The organism is bacterium, assembly GCA_026416715.1.
In the GTDB taxonomy this organism is placed as follows: Bacteria; UBP4; UBA4092; order JAOAEQ01; family JAOAEQ01; genus JAOAEQ01.
Map to the genome: position 1 here is coordinate 16,932 of JAOAEQ010000009.1, position 20,009 is coordinate 36,940.

General features: G+C 42.1%; 16 protein-coding genes, 1 tRNA gene and 1 pseudogene. 15 read left to right on the plus strand and 3 right to left on the minus strand.

The genetic code is table 11. The features are described from left to right. Positions 1-42 precede the first annotated feature (42 nt). The 11 genes from rpoD (at position 43) to N3A72_05220 (ending at position 9,912) form a co-directional block, all read left to right on the plus strand. Positions 43-1,800, plus strand: coding sequence for an RNA polymerase sigma factor RpoD (gene rpoD / locus N3A72_05170; protein ID MCX7918993.1), 1,758 nt, complete (start codon positions 43-45; stop codon positions 1,798-1,800). Between the two features lie 46 nt (positions 1,801-1,846). Further along, positions 1,847-1,922: transfer RNA gene (locus N3A72_05175), tRNA-Ile, on the plus strand. A 123-nt stretch (positions 1,923-2,045) separates the two neighbouring features. Further along, entirely contained in the window at positions 2,046-3,158 is a 1,113-nt protein-coding gene (locus N3A72_05180; GenBank protein MCX7918994.1) for a Nif3-like dinuclear metal center hexameric protein, read from the plus strand. Between the two features lie 8 nt (positions 3,159-3,166). Beyond that, positions 3,167-4,189 carry a lipopolysaccharide heptosyltransferase II gene (waaF, locus tag N3A72_05185; GenBank protein ID MCX7918995.1) on the plus strand — a complete coding sequence of 341 codons (1,023 nt, stop codon included), beginning with the start codon at positions 3,167-3,169 and terminating at the stop codon, positions 4,187-4,189. 388 nt (positions 4,190-4,577) lie between these two features. Continuing rightward, positions 4,578-4,997 carry an OsmC family protein gene (locus N3A72_05190; GenBank protein MCX7918996.1) on the plus strand — a complete coding sequence of 140 codons (420 nt, stop codon included), beginning with the start codon at positions 4,578-4,580 and terminating at the stop codon, positions 4,995-4,997. A gap of 203 nt (positions 4,998-5,200) precedes the next feature. Then, entirely contained in the window at positions 5,201-5,794 is a 594-nt protein-coding gene (locus N3A72_05195) for a sigma-70 family RNA polymerase sigma factor (protein MCX7918997.1), read from the plus strand. 9 nt (positions 5,795-5,803) lie between these two features. Then, complete coding sequence (locus N3A72_05200) at positions 5,804-6,040, plus strand: zf-HC2 domain-containing protein (protein MCX7918998.1); 237 nt, start codon at positions 5,804-5,806, stop codon at positions 6,038-6,040. 71 nt (positions 6,041-6,111) lie between these two features. Further along, on the plus strand, positions 6,112-7,293 hold the full coding sequence (locus N3A72_05205) for a serine hydrolase (GenBank protein MCX7918999.1): 1,182 nt from the start codon (positions 6,112-6,114) through the stop codon (positions 7,291-7,293). A gap of 432 nt (positions 7,294-7,725) precedes the next feature. Further along, entirely contained in the window at positions 7,726-8,613 is an 888-nt protein-coding gene (locus N3A72_05210; protein ID MCX7919000.1) for a hypothetical protein, read from the plus strand. A gap of 120 nt (positions 8,614-8,733) precedes the next feature. Then, complete coding sequence (locus tag N3A72_05215; protein ID MCX7919001.1) at positions 8,734-9,357, plus strand: methyltransferase; 624 nt, start codon at positions 8,734-8,736, stop codon at positions 9,355-9,357. Between the two features lie 66 nt (positions 9,358-9,423). Beyond that, positions 9,424-9,912 carry a hypothetical protein gene (locus N3A72_05220; protein MCX7919002.1) on the plus strand — a complete coding sequence of 163 codons (489 nt, stop codon included), beginning with the start codon at positions 9,424-9,426 and terminating at the stop codon, positions 9,910-9,912. A 322-nt stretch (positions 9,913-10,234) separates the two neighbouring features. On the opposite strand, the gene N3A72_05225 is transcribed toward N3A72_05220, so the two are convergent. Then, complete coding sequence (locus tag N3A72_05225) at positions 10,235-10,459, minus strand: hypothetical protein (protein ID MCX7919003.1); 225 nt, start codon at positions 10,457-10,459, stop codon at positions 10,235-10,237. Positions 10,460-10,756: 297 nt separating this feature from the next. Between N3A72_05225 and N3A72_05230 the strand changes: the two genes are divergently transcribed. Then, positions 10,757-11,470 carry a methyltransferase domain-containing protein gene (locus N3A72_05230; GenBank protein MCX7919004.1) on the plus strand — a complete coding sequence of 238 codons (714 nt, stop codon included), beginning with the start codon at positions 10,757-10,759 and terminating at the stop codon, positions 11,468-11,470. A 9-nt stretch (positions 11,471-11,479) separates the two neighbouring features. On the opposite strand, the pseudogene N3A72_05235 reads toward N3A72_05230, so the two are convergent. Further along, positions 11,480-11,635 (minus strand): annotated as a pseudogene (locus N3A72_05235) (DUF5009 domain-containing protein). Positions 11,636-11,775: 140 nt separating this feature from the next. Here N3A72_05235 and N3A72_05240 point away from each other — a divergent pair. The 3 genes from N3A72_05240 (at position 11,776) to N3A72_05250 (ending at position 15,603) form a co-directional block, all read left to right on the plus strand. Beyond that, positions 11,776-13,020, plus strand: a complete 1,245-nt coding sequence (locus tag N3A72_05240) for a peptidase C1 (GenBank protein ID MCX7919005.1) — start codon at positions 11,776-11,778, stop codon at positions 13,018-13,020. 210 nt (positions 13,021-13,230) lie between these two features. Next, positions 13,231-14,064, plus strand: coding sequence for a TIM barrel protein (locus tag N3A72_05245; GenBank protein MCX7919006.1), 834 nt, complete (start codon positions 13,231-13,233; stop codon positions 14,062-14,064). 3 nt (positions 14,065-14,067) lie between these two features. Continuing rightward, on the plus strand, positions 14,068-15,603 hold the full coding sequence (locus N3A72_05250) for a M28 family peptidase (GenBank protein ID MCX7919007.1): 1,536 nt from the start codon (positions 14,068-14,070) through the stop codon (positions 15,601-15,603). Between the two features lie 209 nt (positions 15,604-15,812). Here the strand turns inward: N3A72_05250 and N3A72_05255 are convergent, their stop codons facing one another. Continuing rightward, a complete protein-coding gene (locus tag N3A72_05255; GenBank protein MCX7919008.1) occupies positions 15,813-19,880 on the minus strand; it encodes a M6 family metalloprotease domain-containing protein in 4,068 nt (1,355 codons plus the stop codon). Positions 19,881-20,009 lie beyond the last annotated feature (129 nt).

Below are 20,009 nucleotides of genomic sequence, written 5' to 3' on the forward strand. Positions count from 1 at the left end.
AACTATATGTTTATCTATAAAACAACCATACTGAGGTAAATTATGGCTATTGTTGATATCGCAAAAGAACAACGCGCAAAAGATTTTGCGCAGATATATCAGTATGCAAAAGAAAAGGGGCATATTACCTACGATGAATTGAACGATATGCTCCCGGAAGATTTGAGTACTGATGAAATCGACCTTATCGTAGCGGATTTAGCCGAAATGGATATTCCGGTTATTGATACTGAAGATTCATTACCGCCGGTCGAATCGATACCGAAACCAACAGAAAAAGATTTAATGAAAGAATATTTTCCGTTTGCGGATGCAATGAAAGGTGATGACCCGGTTCGGATGTATCTTCGGGAAATGGGGCGAACCCCGCTATTAGACCGAGATGAAGAAGTATATCTCGCGAAGAAAATTGAAAAAGGGCGAGAAAAGATTATTCGAGCGGTTGTGCGGTCAGGGATTATCGCAAAAGAATTACATAAACTGCAGGAACGAATTGAAAGTGGGTCTGCGGTGGTCAGTGAAGTGTTTCGTCTTCCAGTAGAAGAAAGTGTAATTGAAGATAAACGGCCGATTATCCGCCGGTTAAACCGATTGATTAAAGCGATGGAAAAAGAAGTCGCCTATGTTCAGCGGCTGACAGCGAAAATTAAACGGCGAAAACCGACTGCCGCAGAACAGAAAAAGTTTGATGCGAGTTATAAGAAAATAACAGAATATCTGTTGAATATGAACCTGAACTTCGATGAGATAGAACGGATTGCGGTGCGGATTAAAAAACTCTATGCGCGAATTCAGGAAGCGGAAAAAGAGATTCGTGAGATTGAAGCATTGACCATGATGAAACCGGAACAGATAGAAGAAATCGCGCGCGGTAAAATTAAAAATAAAGCACAATTGAAACAAATTGAAGAAGAGACCGGATTAAACATCGAACATTTTGCGGAGTTCAATCGCGTGATTAAAAATTCGCTGATGAAAATCAAACGCGTTGAAGAAGAAGCGGAAAATACCCGTGATGAACTTACCTGGATGACACGATTGATTGAAGATGGCGAACGAGAAGCGCATATTGCAAAAATGAAAGTGGTTGAGGCAAACTTACGGTTAGTGGTTAGCATCGCCAAGAAATATACGAACCGTGGTCTCCATTTTCTTGATTTGATTCAAGAGGGAAATATTGGGTTGATGCGGGCGGTAGATAAATTTGAATATAAACGCGGATATAAATTTAGTACCTATGCTACCTGGTGGATTCGGCAGGCGGTAACTCGTGCGATTGCTGACCAAGCGCGAACAATTCGTATTCCGGTGCATATGATTGAAACGATTAATAAGATGAATCGGGTAACCCGTGCGTTAGTGCAAGAGTTGGGTCGGGAACCGACCCCGGATGAAATAGCGAAAGCGTTAGGATTAACCGTAGATAAAATTCGCAAAGTATATAAAATTGCCCAACAGCCGATTTCATTAGAGACTCCGATTGGCGAAAATGGCGAATCCCATTTTGGTGATTTTATAGAAGATGAATTGGTTAGTTCTCCTGTGGAATCGGCAATGAACAGACTCAAGCTAGAGCTGATTGAAAAGATATTAAGTACGCTATCGGAACGAGAACAGAAAGTGATTCGGTTGCGGTTCGGTATTGGGGATGGGTATCCGCGGACATTGGAAGAAGTCGGTGCGATATTTGGTGTCACCCGAGAACGAGTACGTCAGATTGAAACTAAAGCACTTCGGAAATTGCGGCATCCGAGTCGGAGTAAATGGCTGCGTGAGCTTATTGAAGGGCAAGCATCGTAGGTGACGGTTTTACACGTTACATTTACTATTTAAATAGGGTTAGTTAGGGCCCATAGCTCAGTTGGTAGAGCTCCCGGCTCATAACCGGGTGGTCCCTGGTTCGATCCCGGGTGGGCCCACCATATTTATCCTACTTCAACTACCAGTTAAAATTATGCCTAACTTCATCAGGGTAAAGCTAAACGTTTAACGCATTAAACGGGGTTAAAAATTTGCAATAGTAGAATAGGTTTTGAATTTTGCAAATGCCAATCCTTCTACATCAGCTGATAGACGTCTTTGAAAAAATATATCCTCCATATCTCGCTGAACCGAATGATAGAATTGGGCTACAAATAGGAGACCCAAACCAACCGGTTCGTCGGGTTCTCCTAACATTGGATATTACTCCTGCTGTTGTTCAAGAAGCGGTTAAGGATAAGAGTAACCTTATCATCTCCCATCATCCACTGATATATCAACCGATTTCAACTATAGTTACCAATTCACCGATTACTTTGATGATAACCCAACTGATTAAAAATAATATTGCAGTGTATATTGCCCATACTCATATCGATTTTGCTCCTGAGGGAACTACAAAACATCTGGCGACGCTTCTTGGCTTGCAAGAACAACGACAGCTTATTCCGTTCGATAAACCGAAGCTTAAGAAGCTGGTAGTTTTCATACCGACAACGCATCTTGAAAAGGTAGCCCAAGCGATGTTCGATGCTGGTGCTGGCATTATCGGGAATTATTCCGAATGTTCGTTTCGAACGGAAGGAACCGGAACGTTTCGACCAGGAGTTCAAGCGAATCCATTTTTAGGAAAAGTGGGAGAACGAGAATATGCCGCAGAAGTTCGGCTCGAAACGATTGTACCCGAAGTATTATTATCTCAGGTTATTTCTGCAATGGTTCGAGCGCATCCGTATGAAGAAGTAGCATATGATATTTATCCGCTCGATAATCCGCATCCGCAAGCAGTTGTATGTATATCAGGAAAGTTAGCCAGCCCCATTAGGTTGATGGAGTTTGCTCATGAGGTTAAATCGCACCTTAAATTAGACTCAATTCGTATTGTTGGTAACCTACAGAAAAGAGTTCAATCTATAGCGGTTATTGCTGGCAGCGGAATGAACTATTTTGATACTATCAAGAAGCATCCCGGAATAGACGTTTTCATTACTGGGGATATTAAATATCATCAAGCGCGAGAAGCTGAATCGTTGAATATAGCGCTCCTGGATATTGGGCATTATCCAGCAGAAATGCTCTACCTTCCGATTTTGAGAAAGAAACTTGCAACCGCGTTATCAAAAGATATAGAATTAATTATTACCAGCAAATGTAGCAATCCGTTTATAATCGCTTAGGATAGTTCATGCAGAAGATACTTATTCGCGGAACGAATTGGGTCGGTGACTCGATATTAACCACTCCGGCAATCCATGCGTTACGTCAACTCTATCCGCAGGCAAAATTATCACTACTAACGAAATCCTATTTATATGATTTATGGAAAAATAATCCGGATATAAACGAAATTCTGGTTCATCCGGATACGCTCACGATTAGCACGGTCTATACACTCCTTAGCCAACTGCGCCAAAAAAAATTCGAAGGGGCGATTCTTTTTCCAAATTCATTTTCAGCGGCGCTTACTGTTTTCTTATCCCGAATACCGATTCGGATCGGATATGCAACGGAATATCGGTCATTCTTGTTGACGAAAAGAGTTCCGCTGACGGATATTATTTTGCATACTCATCAAGTACAGTATTATCTCAATTTAATCCGTCAACTTGGAGAAATTACTAGCCCATTGGAATTGGTTCTGAAGTTAGGAAAAGAAGAACAGGTTTATGCAGATAGTCTTTTCACTGAAGTGCATAGTCCTGCTGGAGGTGTGATTATCGGGATAAACGCTGGTGCAACATACGGTTCAGCAAAACGCTGGTTACCCGCGCGATATGCGGAACTTGGGAAACGATTAATCATCGATTATTCTGCAACGTTAGTTCTGTTTGGAAGCCAGCAAGAAGTAGAATATGTTTCCCAAATAGCGAATACCATCGATATACCGAAATCGGTAGTTAATCTTGCGGGGAAAAATAATCTCGCCCAATTATCCGCCTGTATCGCAAAATGTAACCTGTTTATAACGAATGATACCGGTCCGATGCATATTGCTGCGGCATTAAAAGTTCCGACCGTAGCGATTTTCGGGTCGACCGACCCGGTAACCACCGGTCCGTTCGGTGAATTTCCGTATCGTATCGTTCGTAAACCAGTAAACTGCGCTCCTTGTTTACTCCGAGAATGCCCAACGGACCACCGATGTATGACCGCAATAACCGTAGATGATGTGCTAGTTGCAGTGAAGGAACTCTTAGTTAACCGATAATTCTACGAATCGGGAATGAACCATGTGCGTCTAATTTACGTTAGATACATTAACCCAATTTTTGCAGTAGTGCTAACTGGTTTAACCAATGGAAAATTTCTATAGTAAATTCAGGATTAAAATATCATAAGGGGTAAATCTATGCCGTTGATTTTAAAAATCATTCTCGGAATTGCTGTTGGTGGCGGGATCGGGTTCCTGCTCAGTTTAGTTTCGCGTTATGCTGGCGGTAGTGGGTGAGCGATAACCTGCAATCCGTTTATCAGCACAACGTTCGGTGCGATTATGGGATTGCTCATCGTTCTCGGTGGGAACGGGTAAGAAAGTACCAAGTATAAAGGTTCAAGTACAAAAAGGAAAATTATCCTTGGTTAAAAGGAGGAATGTTATGCCAGAAGCGAAAATTGTTTGGAAAGGGAATATGAAGTTTGAAGCGTTAACTGGGTCAGGATATTCGATTTTGATGGACGCTAGAAAAGAGGTTGGTGGAGATGGGTCAGCGCCGACGCCGTTCGAATTAATTCCTGCATCGTTCGGTGGATGTACCGGAATGGATGTAGTTTCAATTCTCAAGAAATCAAGACAGGAAGTGACTCGGTTCGAGATGCAGGTTACAGTTCACCAAGCGCCAGAACATCCGAAACGCGCGACGGCAATCGAAATTGAATATTATCTATACGGGAAAAATCTGGATGAAAATAAGGTTAAACACGCGATTGAATTATCGCATGAAAAATATTGTCCGGTTGGTGCGACGCTCAAATTTGCGGCTCCGATTACCTATAAATACCAGATTATCAATGAATGAACGGAAGGACGAAAGAACGTAATAACTAATAACTAAAACCCTATGCCACTAAGTTACTAAAATCACTAAGATTCATTGAAAAATTTGAATGAATGAGATATGGTGATTCTTTGAAGTTTTGGTGCCTTTGTGGTATAAATCGCTTGCCCTATGACTTAAATTCGGATATGATACCTAGATAAAAAATAATAATGATTAGGTCTATGGTATCATCATTGTCCGAACTTGAAGAAAAAGAGCTCATAACGCGGAGTAAATCCGGTGATGTAGATGCGTTTACTGAACTGGTTAACCGGAACGAACAAAAGATATACACGCTGGCATATTATCTCTTGAATAACCGGGAGGATGCAGAAGATATTTTGCAGGAAACTTTCTTACGGGCATATAATAATCTCAGTTCGTTCCGTGAAGAAGCAAGTTTTAGCACTTGGCTCCATCGGATAACTACGAACCTGGTTATCTCCCGGTTTCGGAAAAAGAAACTGAAAACGGAATCGCTAGATGAACCGATTGTTATTGACCATGAGGAAATGAAACAGCGGGAGATAGTTGACTGGAGCGATATTCCAGACAAGACATTGCTAAAAAAAGAACTGAATCAGGTTATCGACTCTGCAATCACTGCGTTACCGCTGGTATATCGAACGGTGATAACGTTGCGCGATATTGAAGGATTATCGAACGAAGAAGTTAGCAAAATTCTCGGAATATCAATTGCTGCGGTTAAATCGAGGTTACATCGTGCGCGACTGTTCGTCCGGGAGAAACTGGATGCCTATTTAAAATCAGTATAATCATCGACTATGCTTTGTAAAACTATTTTCAATAAATTATCAGAATATATTGACCGTGAACTCGATTCGAGCATCTGTGATAAAATAGATAAACATATCGCTGAATGTAAACCTTGCCAAGCGTTTATTAATACATTCCGGAAAACGGTTAATCTCCTTCGGGCGCGACAGACAGACCAAATCCCACCGGATACCCATGCCCGATTACATCAGCAATTAAATAAATATCTCTATAAGAAAGGATGATGATATTTTCTCTACCGCGCTTTAGCGACGGGTAAGACCCGCAACTAAAGCCGGATAGAATATTAAATGAAATGAAATTGTATATGGTTCTTTCTACTTCACTTTTCTTCTTATCTATCCCTATGATAGGATTGACTCAACCCGTTACTCAACCTCGGCTCCCTATTGTTAAACCGGAAACGGTTGGGATGATTTCTTCCCGATTAAAAAATCTTGATACCGTTATCGAACAGGCGATTGCAGAAAAAAATACCGCCGGTGCGGTTATTCTGGTTGGTCATCGGGGAAAAATCGTTTATCGGAAAGCGTATGGATACCGGATGCTGGTACCGAAAAAAGTTCCAATGACCATTGATACGATGTTCGATTTAGCGTCGGTTACGAAACCGACCGCCGCGGGAACTTCAATCATGCTCTTGGTTGAAGAAGGAAAACTACGAATGTATGATCGGGTCAGTATGTTCGTACCAGAATTTGGTCAAAAAGGGAAAGAAAAAGTTACTATTCTCCATTTAATCACCCATTGTTCCGGACTCCCAGCATGGGATAAATATTTTCTTAAAGATGGAATAGATAAACAAGGGGTTATTCTAGATATCTGCTCGAAATCCACAGCGTATGAACCGGGGACGAAGTTCGTATATAGCGACCTTGGATATATCATGCTCGGAGAAATCGTTGAACGAGTTAGTGGGATGCCATTAGACCAGTTTGCAAAAAAGCGGATTTTTGAACCGTTAGGGATGAACGATACGATGTATAATCCGCCGGATGCGCTTAAACCGCGCTGTGCGGCGACTGAAGTCCAAAATGGGGTACCACTTCAGGGTAGGGTTCATGATGGCAACGCCTATGTTATGGGCGGGGTATCCGGTCATGCAGGGTTATTCTCGACGGTAGATGATTTAGCGGTATACTGCCAGATGCTGTTAAACGGCGGAAGTTTTGGAAAAGTCCGTATCCTCGGTCCGTTAACGGTTAAAGCGATAACTTCGAATCAATCGCCGGTACCGGATGTCCAGCGTGGATATGGCTGGGATATCGGTTCCAGTTATTCAACCTTGCGCGGAGATATTTTCCCCAAAGGGTCACTCGGTCATACCGGCTGGACGGGTACCTCGATTTGGATTGATTTGAACTCGAAAACGTTTGTTATACTTCTCTGCAACCGGAACCATCCGACTGAAGATGGCGATGTTACCCGACTCCGCACTCTGGTCAGTAATATCGTTGCCGGGTCAATTGTTGAATAAGCTGGAGCACTAACATTAGTCAGTAATGATTTCTGAAAGGAGGTAAGATGGAGAATCTGGAATCTACGGAATAAAAAAAGTAGAAATAAAGAGGAGAAAAGCGGGTTACGAACCGGGCACTCTGCTTTTCTATTGATATGATCAAGATTAGAAAGCAAAGTCCGAACTTCGGACTTTGCTTTTTTGTTTCAGAAAATCAGATTCACCGCCGGTGAATCTGATTAACTCTAATCAAATCAGGATAATCGTTCAGCGGATTGTTTGATATAATATCAGATAAGAACACTCCGAATTCGGAATAATAATGGTTATGGTTAAGGTTAGGATATAGAAGTATCGTCTTAAAAGGTTAGGGGTAGGATAGAACCGATAAATTTAACCTTTTCTAACAATACAGGCGTAATAACCCTAACTGAATTTCTTTATAACAAAATGCAAACACTATTTAAACTCTTAATTATTCTACTTGTATTAACTTTACTTTCCCAACTTGGTTTCCCTTGGGGCAATTCATCTACGCATCAGGATATCACCAAAGCAGCAATCGAGAATCTACCGTATAATATGGCGACAACGTTCCGACCATATAAAACCTGGCTCGCGAATACCAGCACCGATAATGGCGTTCGAACCGGCTGGGCGCCGAACGAGACCTATTTCCATTATATTAATATCGATAAAAGTCCACCGGGATATACGTGGCCGTTCGCTAACGTTCCTCGGAATCTAACCACATATCTATCCCAATATGGCGGATATTCTGCTGGGGTTGATCCGTATGCCTTGAATTCGATAACGATTGTTCTTTCGACTGCATATCGGAATTGGAACCAAAATAAAACCGCATCGAATTTTACTACCTGTTTATATTGGATGACCCGGGTCTCGCATTATTGTGCGGATTTACATCAGCCACTCCATGTTACCTGGAACTATGACCCGAACGGAGTTCATGACCGATACGAGAGTAATATGTTAAGTACCTATCAGCCTGCTCTCTACAGTGCTATGAGTACCGGAATGATATATCAATCCAATCCGCTAGAGTTTGCGTTTAGTATCATCAGCGTGGCGTATCCCTATTATCCGAAAATCGCACAAGCGGATACTACCGCATACAATATTGCGCATTCGTATAATAGCACCTATTATTATTCCCTCTGGACTAGCACCCAGAGTTTTACGACTACTTTGCTTAATCTCGCAGCGAAAAATGTCGCCTCGCTCTGGTATACCGCTTGGATTAATGCCGGACTCCCGGTTCCCGTCGAACTTTCCGTATTCTATTCTACCCTTGACACGCCTATTAATAAGCCATAGAATAGTTTACAAAAATAGTTAAATGGTTATATGAGTTAAAAAAGTAAAAACTCTCAGCTAGGTTTTTTATTTAGCTTATTCACTTATTTAACTTCGTCCCTAAGGATGACTTACTCTAACTTGCATATTGACCAACCTAAAACCGGCTACCGGATTAATCAGGATAGTTTTCTCCTAGCCGAATTCGTTACTTGCAAACCATCTGACCGAATCATCGATTTAGGTACCGGAGTTGGGATAATTCCGATTCTCCTTGCACAGCGCAAAAAGTTTAAGGAAATTATCGGCATCGAACTGCAACCGGAATATGTTTCTTTTGCTGAACAGAATATTCGAGCGAACGAACTACAGGATAAGATGAAGATTATCCAAGCGGATATCCGAAATATCAGCCAGCTTTTTCCCGCGAATAGTTTTGATATTGTGGTCTCCAATCCGCCGTATATCACGCTGGGGAAAGGGAGGTTGAGTCCGAATCCGGCGAAACGGTTTGCGAAGCAGGAATTAACTTGTTCGCTTGCGGATATAATTGCCGCCGCGCGGTATCTCTTGAAAAATAAAGGGAAGTTATACTTAAGTTATCCATCGAGTAATTTATTGAATCTGTTGTTCCTATTGCGGGAAGCGAACCTTGAACCGAAACGACTCGGAATCAGTTTCTCGGAAAAGAAAACGCAATCGAATTTGGTTCTAATTGAAGCGAGTAAAGGAGTCAACCCCGGCTTGATAATCGAAACAATATAACCACCAAGTCACCGAGTCACAAAGAATAATATTTTGGTGTCTTGGAGAAAAAAAGGAATTTTTATTATGTCGAATTTAGTTGCTATTCCGATAGATGAAAAAGCGTTTTTTAACCAGTTAGTTGAGAAGTTGGCGAAAGAATTCGCGCCGAAACTAACCAAAACCCAGGTACAAAAAGCGCTGAACCAGGCGTTAGCTGCATTTAAAACCGAGTATGAAACAGTCGAATTCCAGATTACCCTGTTAACCCGTCCGGCGTATTCTCTCGGATTAACTGGGAAATATAAAGGAAGAATCCATCAGCGGTCGAAATCCGGGAGATATTATTCGAAACGGTATCGGAAACCGCGCAATCCACGAACCGCAGCGCAAGTTCAAACCCGAACGAATTTTATTCTTGCTTCTCAAGCGTATCAGACCGAATCAGAATCAGTTCGCATGCTATGGCGGAATAAAGCACGAAAATTGCAGATGACCGGTCGGAGTCTCTATATGCAACAATATATAAAACTTCTCAGTCAAGGAACCACGCCACCTTCACCATTTCTACCTTAACCAAATTCAATACGAATTTAATGCGGAGTTGAGTGGGTATTGCTTTGAGCAATACCCACTCAACTCCGCTGCCTAACCGCGTTTATTATCAGTATAACATAAGAAAATATTTGACAGTGTCCGTAGCGGAGAGTATAATTGACAAGTCGAGGAATGGGGTAATAGAAGTCGGGGATAATAACGTTAACTGGAGTATCAGGGAGACAATGCGGAAATTTTAAGTATCGTTTTATTAGTAAACTACTTACCGCAGGTGGGTTCGCAGCGATAACCGAATATTCGTTCTGGACAACGCTCGATTCATTAGCCGGCGTGAATCAGGTTAATGGAACCGTGGTCTATGACCCGAAGTTAAATGTGGTGTATTCGACGGCCAATATTTCATTGGATTAGGCAGTCGTGCGAATATCCTTGGCTGGAGTCTCGATTGGTATGATTCAACCTTCGGCACCGCTACCCCGAAAGACCCGAGGTTTGGAAATACTGCGATTGAATCTACGCCGCACGCAATTGAGGTTATCCCGTATGGGAAATGCGGGTCGCTCATAGTAACTGGGATGTGGGCTGGGCAAGGACAGTATCGGCAACTCTATGTCTGGTCAGGATTAATAGTGCCAGTTGAACTCTCTCGGTTCGAAGCGTTAGCAAAATAGTTACCGTAGCGCAATAGCGTTGGAGGTAAAACGAACGAGACCATGAGATTTTAGCGTCTGGAAGGAGATAACGCTCGTACCAAGAACGGAATTGACGATGCAAAACGTAACCTCCGTATCTGCTGATTGCGAAGCTCAATAATGCATATACACTACCCACGAAATAACCGAATATGATTAAGGAAAAAGTTATGAATATCGATTTCCATACCTTAGTTCCGCAAGATGTTGAAAGCAAAAAGCGGTTAGCTTCCTTTACCGAGCAAGTTAATCAAGAAGGGGGAACCTACCATCGGCTTAATTTCGGCAGTGGTATCGTTATTCAAGGGATATTCGATTTAACGAAATATCTCCATTTCTATAATCTTCCTGAAAACCTGACCGGAAAAACGGTTCTCGATATTGGCACTGCATCAGGATTTTTTGCGTTAGAAAGTGCGCGTCGTGGCGCACAGGTTACCGCAATTGATATCTACTGCTTTCTACCCAAAATTGTTCCCTATCTTGCTATCCCAATCAATTATCAGGAGAAAAGCATCTATGAACTTGAACAAGGGTTCGGTCAGTTTGATTTAGTGATTTGCGGGTCGCTCCTGATGCATTTGCCGGAACCGTTTGAAGCGATTCGACGGATTCGGCGCGTATGTCGAGACCGGGCAATTATTTCAACGCAATGTTTCGAACAAGATACCGCTGAATCTCGACCGATTTGCGAGTTCATCGGGCAGAAAGCATCGGATGAAAATTATTATACATACTGGAAGATTAGCGCTGCAGCGTTACGACATATGATGCTCGTCGCCGGTTTCACTCGAGTAGAAAACGAAAAACATTTTCCGCTCGTCGGTAAAACCAATAATTCATCTATAGTCATCCCGCATGTGGTTATGACCGGGTATGTCTAATTTATTTGTATCGGTTGGGGTTAATCCATGCCATTCCGCATGTTTCAGAGGCGCATAGACAGTTTTCCAGCTACCAGGATTGTTAACTAAAATCATCCCCGCAATAGTTAATCCACGGAATAAGTCTAATGATAATAATCGTTCCTTCGGAACACTATCAGTCATAAAATTCTCCCCCAAATCATTTTAATAATAACATTACCATAAAAACACAAAAGTATAAAAGCACGAAATAACCTTAGGAATATTTTTTCTAATTTCGTTTGTTCGTGGTAAAATGTATGTTTAAAACGGAGGAATTCATTATGAAACTGTTTAATATAATCGTTTTAACAGCGTGGTTAACTTTTTGTTTAGGAAATTATCCACTATATGCAGAGCAAACAGCAAAAGATAAAATCAAGTTTCAAGAGGATAAAGATGTGTTTTTGAATAAGATGAAAAAAGATGTAGGGATAGAGATTGTTCAAGAGAAAAAGCTGGTGCCGAAACTCGATGTTACCGGGTATGAATATCCGAAATCAGCGGATGAATTTGTTAAATGCTGGCATACGCCTCGGATATCGCAAGGGATGACCGGGAGTTGCTGGTGTTTTTCAGCCACGTCATTTTTCGAATCGGAAATATACCGGCTCTCGAAACGGGAGATTAAACTTTCGGAAATGTATACGATTTATTGGGAGTATGTCGAAAAAGCTGACCGGTTCATCGAGACCCGAGGAGAATCCCTGTTTAGTAAAGGGTCGCAACCGAACGCGGTTATCCGCATCTGGAAAAAGTATGGGGTCGTTCCCGCATCAGCATTTCCTGGTAAACGGAAAAATCAGAAACATTATGACCATACCAAACTGTTCACCGAAATGGAGAGTTATCTCGAATCAGTTAAAGCACAGAATGCTTGGAACAAACCGGCAATCCTAGCGACAATTAAATCTATCCTGAACCATTATATCGGGATTCCACCGAAACAAGTTATAGTTGATGGAGTGAAAATGACGCCACTAGAGTATCTCCAGAACATCGTTCGATTAAACCTTGATGACTATCAAGACGTCTTATCTTTAAAACAGGAGCCGTATGGGAAAAAAGTAGAATATGCGGTACCGGATAACTGGTGGCATAGTAATGAGTATCTTAATGTTCCACTGGATGAATTTATGCAAATAATAAAAGTTGCAACTCGGAACGGATACAGTGTTTGTATCGTTGGAGACATCTCCGAATCGGGATACATCCCGCAAAGGAATATTGCGCTTGTTCCAAGCTATGATATTCCATCAGAATATATTGATGAAAATGCGCGGCAAGTGCGGTTCAGTTCTCGCAGAACTACTGATGACCATGCAGTGCATCTGGTCGGGTATTTGGAGCAAGAAGGTAAGGATTGGTATTTAATTAAAGATTCAGGGAGTAGCGCTCGGAATGGGAAACCACACAATCGAGGATATTTTTTCTACCATGAGGATTATGTAAAACTAAAAATGATGAATATGTTGGTGCATAAGGATATACTCAATAAATCCAAAATCCAAAGTTCATATTTTAAATAAGCTGGTCACTTTGCTGAAGTTTGACGATTGTGTTATCTATTATTCCACATGGTTTTTGCCCTGTGCAATTTACTGTTGGTTCAAAACGGAGTGAACATAATTTTTAATCCCGCTACCGGTTAACTTTTGATAGCCCAGTGCAATAGTATAGGGAATAAAAGATAATTCAATCAAGAGTTATTTATTGTTAAACTGCGCTATACTTAAGTTATGAAATCGAAACTATTATTCGGTCCGGCGGGGACACCGCATAGTTCAAAATCAACTTCTAGTGTCGATGGGGTAAAACGAGTTGCAGAACTTGGACTCGGTTGTATGGAACTCGAATTTGTCCAAGGGGTTCGCATGAGCGCAGAGACCGCAAAACAGGTTAATGCAATCATGCAGGAAACTGGGATTCGGTTAAGTGTCCACGCGCCGTATTATATCAATCTAACTTCAAAAGAAATCGAGAAGCAGCAAGCGAGTATAAAACGAATCTTGGATTCAGCGCGAATCGGTTGGCTCTGTGGCGCGGATAGTGTCGTGTTCCATGCTGCGTTTTATCAGGATACTGACCCGAAAGAAGTATATCAAGTAGTGAAATCGCATCTGCAGAACATTGTTAATATTCTAAAGAAAGAGCATAATCAAACCTGGATACGACCGGAGACGACAGGGAAAGGCAGTCAGTTCGGAACGGTTGAAGAGATTATTCAGTTAAGTCTTGAGGTTGAGCAGGTATTACCTTGCATAGATTTTTCGCATCTCCATGCGCGAAGTAATGGCAAAATGAATTCGTATAGAGAATTTGCTAGTGTTTTAGAATTATTGGATAAAAAACTTGGTAACAAAGGGTTACATCATATGCATATCCATATTTCTGGTATTGAATACGGAGAAAAAGGTGAACGGGAGCATTTAAACCTTAAAGATTCAGATTTTAAATATACCGAGTTGCTGAAAGCGTTGCGTGATTTCGATGTCTCCGGCTATGTTATCTGCGAAAGCCCAAATCTAGAAGAAGATGCGTTGCTACTCCAGAAGACATATGAAAAGCTGTAAATAATGAATAGTATACCACCAAGACACCAAGACACTAAAATAGCGTTACGTAATAAAAGAGTTTTTTTATTATGCTGGATGCTATCTTGGTACCTTAGCGCCTTGGTGGTATATGGTTTTTCGCAGCCGCCGAAAGATGCGCAGCTTGCTATCGTTTATTTCGATACCGATGCGCAACTCGAACAAGCTGACCAAAAAGGTATCTACCTTCTTCATTATCTGACCAATCTCCCAGCATTCGAAAATGGATTGAAACAGGATAATCGGTTTATCGCGTTTATATCAGAGGACGAGAAGGAATGGCTAGAAAAAAATCAATACCGTGTTCGAATTCTTGATGAACAACCGCATTTACAATACCAATATTATTTAGTTCAATCTTATATCCCCTCTGGGCAGGAGCTAACCCATAGTTTATGGGAACGACGTGCTGTTGATTTAGCGCGATTATCTCGATTCGGGTTAGTGCATGAATATGTTTATGGCACCTATCTGCTTCACGGGCATAAGGTTGATGTAGCGAAACTTAAAGAACTCGGATTTGAATTGATGCTCCTTGATGGCAGGGCTTACCTCCCTTGGATAATTCCGCCAGAACGAAAATTATTGACAACTTCCGAACAGCACCTGATTCAATCGCTAGTTAACCAAGTTTCGTGGAGTAATTTAAGTTCGCATATATTATTTTTGCAGGATAACGAGAAGCTCCCCGGCTGGGATGCGCTTGGTTCACGTTATGCAGCGAATACTACGCAATGGTTCCCTAAAACCTATTATATTTTGACGACGTTCCAGTCGTATGGATTAACCGCATATTATGATTATTTTACTTTTAGCGGATATACTGATTTTCGGAATGTAGTCGCAATCCAAAATGGACAGGACAGTTCTGGGTATTATCTCATTTGTGCGCATTGTGATTCGTATAGTAATGTTGCTGGAAGTGGTGGACCTGCACCTGGTGCGGATGATAATGCAAGTGGAACTGCGGCAATATTAGAAATTGCACGTATCTTAAGCTCAGTGAATACAAAATATCCGATTCGATATATTGCCTTCGGTGCGGAAGAGCAGGGGATGGTCGGGAGTAATTCCTACGCGAGCACTGCCTATTATGCTGGCGATAGTATTTTCGGAGTGATTAATCTGGATATGGTTGGGTTCAATGCTTCAGACTCAACCGAAGTATATTGTATTGGGAGCACGTCTTCCGGTGATTATCAATTAGTTGAGTCTATGGCAAAGAATAATACCACTTATCATATCGGCATTGATACGGTTATAAAAATGTATGATTTTACTATCTGGCAAAGCGACCATTCTCCGTTCTGGAAGAAAGGATATCCGGCTATGTTAGCTATCGAACATTTTTGGCCTACTAATCCTTACTATCATAAAACGAGCGATACCCTAGCTACTCTCAATATTCCACTGCTAACGAAAATAACTCAACTTTCACTAGCAACCCTAGCGGAATTCGCACAAATTTTACCAACACCTACCTTGATAGAACCTACGTTCTGGCAACTTTATCCCTAACGAACCAAACCGAAAAACGAAAGACAGAAAAATAAGAGAACCCAATTTAGCAAAACCGTTGTTCTTTTCTAACAGGCGGCGATACTTCAAGATAAAAAAGTAGGGCGGAGAATAGGTAACCTTCTCTGCCCCTTTGACTACGGTAACGCCTTATTTCTCGGCAAAGAATTTCTCTTTTCCGCTTTGCCTTTAGCCCTTACCAGGTCAGTTTATTGCGCATCGAACCGAGATAATTCAACCGGCACGAGGATATCATAACTCATATTTCCATCCTGATAGATAAATTTCGGAGCTGACGTTGCTGCCATTTCCCCGCGTCCAGTTAGTTTTGTCCAGACTTCATCATATCCCGCAAGTGAGGGTTCCGTTAGACTAAGATACTGCGCTACTTTCCGGTCAGCGAAATTCGGGAATAAATCATCATTATGTGGGTCATAACTATCGCTGGTTACCGTTGACCATGTTCCCGCATATTTCGGTTGAAGAAGTGGATACGATGGGATATATGTATTTAATCTAGTAACTCGCATAATTTCATAATCCGGAATCAGCGATGCAGATTGATATTCCTGCCAGTTAACATTCACATGCTGCCATCGGTCAAGTCCGACGGTTGGGAACTCGCGGTCGTTACTACTCAGGAAATCGAGCCAATACCAGTTCGTGCCTGTTGTGGTTGAATATGCATAGACAATAACGTTCGGTTTCGAGCCATACATGCCGATATCCGGTCCGGGGAATGAATTGGACGATAACGGATTAATTCCCGGAAGATATTGCAATGCTGGCGCGCCAGTTCGTAGCGGTTCCATTTGGGTGATGTTATATCGCATAAAGGTAATATGCGGATTATCGCACATATCCACTGCGATATTTGAATACGCATCCGCGGTACTTGCACCTATCGAAGCGCTAACATCAATTTTCGGATTCCAGGTTACCCCATCGTTCAGGCTCCGTAAATAATACACATGGATCATTCCTGGTCCAAAATCTTCATTATACGAAACATGGACATCGTCAGAATTATATCCATAATCACTTCGAGTAGCGATTCCTGGCGACGCGCCGGAATACTGTTCAAGAATACAGGCGATAGACGGCATTTGTGAGTTCATCGCTGAATTTGAAAGGTTTATCTTCGCAGTCCAGGTAGTTCCGCTGGTTGTACTCCGCCGATAGAGAATATCGCTGAACCAAGTATCTTCTGCCGGTGGTGCTAGTACCCCGCCATTATTATAATCTTCTTCCTGCCAGACGACATGAATATGCTGATTTGCGACCCCAGTATGGCGATTAATTGCTATTGCTGGAACCAGTGAATCCGTCGTTGTATTCGATAGGTTCATTACTTGCGCTAGAACCCAAGGCGCTGGAGCCGTTGGTGGTCGATTAACCGTAATTTTTCCGTAATACACTTCATATCGTCCGCCGAAATATGGACTCGCGGTGATCGCTTGCCAAACTATATGGAGTACATTCGTTGTCTGCCAAGCACCAGTAGCGGTATCATACGCGATTGCGACTGATGGATATCGGTTATCATAGAACCCGAGACCAGACGTTAGATTTATCGGAGTCGCCCATTTTCCTTGTGCGGCCATCGCTGGCGGTTCTATCGCAGTTACCGTGGTGTAGGAATAGAATATCTGACAATTTGCGCCGCTCGTTGCGGTAATCGGCCATTGCGTATGCCAGAACGCATGAAAGTATCCGTTCGAATCACGAACGAGCCGACGACCGTTATTAAATCCCGTCGCTTCCCATTCACTGGATAAACCGATTGGTCCACCACCAACCGCAGTGATTGTCGAGAAACTAACGGTTACATCTTCAATATTACTCCAGTTCTGCCACGCAGAATTCGCATATCCAGCAACTTTATATGCATAGGTTCCTACAGCTTTCCCAGTGAACGTGGTTGATGTTGATGAAGAAGGTATCGCATTATCTACGGTACTCCAACTGAACGTCGCGAATACAGCGTTGTTAATAGCAAATTCATCAAACGCAAATCCATTCCAAGGCCAGTTTGGAGTAGTTGTGTAGTAAGAATAAACCGGACCAGCAAGATTTATCGCGGCAAAACGTACATAGCAGGTTGAACCAGAAAATCCTGAAAATAACGAAGAACTGATGGTTACTGATGCCCAGCTTGAAGTCACATCACCACGGAATGTACTGATAGTATTCCATGTATCTTCAGTAGCACGCCGAATCTGAAAATACGCTCGTTGCCAAGGAACCGTTGAACTATAGAGATAGTATCGAGTTTTAAACGTAACCTGAGTTGTTGCAGTCACTAAAAATGGCTGGTTTAGCGATAAAAATTGATAGTCGGAGTTCCATAGCGTCCATCCACCGCTAGATGCCGGGTCATCGCACCATCGGGCTACATACGAATACGACCCAGCGCTAGCATTTTGGTTCGTTCGTTTGAATTCGCCGAGTTTCGTCCAATCATCACGGGATTGAGTCTCATCTTCTGCTCCGTCGGAATAAGAATATACCGTAGTAGCTCTCCCTTCCGCCAACATATATTGGGTCGCGTTGACGGAAGTGCTCCAGCTAACAGTATAAGAACCGGTAGTATTATCAGAAGGATTATTAAGGGTCGGAACCAGCGTTGCGAGATTAAACTGCATAGTCATTTGCGAAACAGGGATATTGGAAAAAGTAATATAACTTGTCGTTCCTGCGCCGATAGGATTAGAATAAGTGCTTGGTGTACTATAGGGACTTAACGTAGTATTATTTGAACTACCAGGATATGGGTCACCATTTTGACCACGACTGCTTGCTAAATGAAGCGACCAGTTTCCATCCGCTTCAATAAGCCCAACTTTGTAATTATAGCGCGTGTTATTATTTCGTTGCGATTCGTCAACATGCCAGACACAAAGCCCACCGCCATTAGTTCCACCGAGTAGGTTTGAATCAAAACCATATCGTTGCCGATTTTCAACCAAATAATATTGCGATGTCGGGAATCCTTCAATAATTTTCCCAATAGATTTATCTGTTTCAACGCGTATTAACGATTGACCGGATTTACTATGCAATATAGTTGGATTTAGCCAACCGAGTTGCGTTTTCGACCATGCGGAAAAATGGGTCGGTCGTTGTGGTTCGCTTCCGCCGTCATATCCCCAAGAACCACTCGCCATTAAACACCAGACACCTGCACCTTCGCCTTGCCCGCCAGTACTCCCATCAGTATCATAGAGGTCAGGGAGTCCGAAAAAATGACCCATCTCGTGACAAATAACTCCAATCCGGCCAATAGATTTCCCAGAAATACCCCGTAACGCTGGTTCGGTATGGAAATGACTAACCCGAACACCTTCAGCAGTTATATACGGACTATCGAGCGACCATTTCTTCGACCAAATCCAAGTGGTGGAAGCTGCAGCGTATTCTTGTCCATAGCCGGAATGGATGAAGGTTATACAATCGACATATCCATCACCATCAGTATCAAATTGGGAAAAGTCCACATAAGAATCAACTGAATCAAGCGCATGAATTATCATTTCTTTCACTGCAGTATCTCGGGAAGCGCCATCAGTACCATAGTAAGCTTCGGTTTTCGGTAAGTTTACCCAGGTATTTCCGGCAATCGTGCTTAATATGGTTAATTGCCCATACGAATTTTCGACATAGTAATCTCGAACCGAACCGACCGCACCATCGTAATTATATCCGACGGTATTAAACACCGAATCATACATTATCGCCGGAAAATATTTCGTAGTATCATGGTCAGAAAATCGGCAGAGGATAACCAGATTTTTAACGTTTCCTTTTGGGGTAACTTCTTGTACCGGAGGTCGACCGGGTTCGGGTTCAATAAGATGTTCCGGAAACGTAGTTGGTTCAATCTCTTTTATACTCGGGATACCTTTTCCCAAATACTTCTGCTGGCGAATTGATTGGATAACTTCTTTTGTCGGTTGGATTTTTTTCAATAGACCAAGTTTTGTCGGGTCGTCAATTCCAACCCGAAATGGACCGGGTTTTAAGAACCCTTGCGCATCCTGCATTGCGAATTTCCACCAGCCATCTTTTTCATCAAGCAGAATCGTATATCCATCTGCGGTTTCAAACCAAGAATACCATTCGTCTCCGAATGCGCGTGCCGAAAATTTTGTGCCATCCGGTTGTAAATATTCTTCTACAATTGCTGGTACTGGAACTGCATATCCGCTCTGAAAACTGATACTTATTATCAAAATAAATAATAATATAGTGAGCAGTGTTTTAATTTTACTATTCATAGATTACTCCCCTCCTTTCTTTCGATACTTTCGTTAAAAATCAAAAATAAAAAAACCCGAATAAAAAAACGGGGATACCGTTTTTATTCGGGCGTGTGCTAAAATTAATATTGATTGGGATTCGTCGTT

What these genes read in the sequence shown, in the direction of transcription:
- rpoD (MCX7918993.1), top strand. Translation starts at nt 43, where the DNA reads ATGGCTATTGTTGATATCGCAAAAGAACAACGCGCAAAAGATTTTGCG.
- N3A72_05180 (MCX7918994.1), top strand. Translation starts at nt 2,046, where the DNA reads ATGCCAATCCTTCTACATCAGCTGATAGACGTCTTTGAAAAAATATAT.
- waaF (MCX7918995.1), top strand. Translation starts at nt 3,167, where the DNA reads ATGCAGAAGATACTTATTCGCGGAACGAATTGGGTCGGTGACTCGATA.
- N3A72_05190 (MCX7918996.1), top strand. Translation starts at nt 4,578, where the DNA reads ATGCCAGAAGCGAAAATTGTTTGGAAAGGGAATATGAAGTTTGAAGCG.
- N3A72_05195 (MCX7918997.1), top strand. Translation starts at nt 5,201, where the DNA reads ATGGTATCATCATTGTCCGAACTTGAAGAAAAAGAGCTCATAACGCGG.
- N3A72_05200 (MCX7918998.1), top strand. Translation starts at nt 5,804, where the DNA reads ATGCTTTGTAAAACTATTTTCAATAAATTATCAGAATATATTGACCGT.
- N3A72_05205 (MCX7918999.1), top strand. Translation starts at nt 6,112, where the DNA reads ATGAAATTGTATATGGTTCTTTCTACTTCACTTTTCTTCTTATCTATC.
- N3A72_05210 (MCX7919000.1), top strand. Translation starts at nt 7,726, where the DNA reads ATGCAAACACTATTTAAACTCTTAATTATTCTACTTGTATTAACTTTA.
- N3A72_05220 (MCX7919002.1), top strand. Translation starts at nt 9,424, where the DNA reads ATGTCGAATTTAGTTGCTATTCCGATAGATGAAAAAGCGTTTTTTAAC.
- N3A72_05225 (MCX7919003.1), bottom strand. Translation starts at nt 10,459, where the DNA reads ATGAGCGACCCGCATTTCCCATACGGGATAACCTCAATTGCGTGCGGC.
- N3A72_05230 (MCX7919004.1), top strand. Translation starts at nt 10,757, where the DNA reads ATGAATATCGATTTCCATACCTTAGTTCCGCAAGATGTTGAAAGCAAA.
- N3A72_05240 (MCX7919005.1), top strand. Translation starts at nt 11,776, where the DNA reads ATGAAACTGTTTAATATAATCGTTTTAACAGCGTGGTTAACTTTTTGT.
- N3A72_05245 (MCX7919006.1), top strand. Translation starts at nt 13,231, where the DNA reads ATGAAATCGAAACTATTATTCGGTCCGGCGGGGACACCGCATAGTTCA.
- N3A72_05250 (MCX7919007.1), top strand. Translation starts at nt 14,068, where the DNA reads ATGAATAGTATACCACCAAGACACCAAGACACTAAAATAGCGTTACGT.
- N3A72_05255 (MCX7919008.1), bottom strand. Translation starts at nt 19,880, where the DNA reads ATGAATAGTAAAATTAAAACACTGCTCACTATATTATTATTTATTTTG.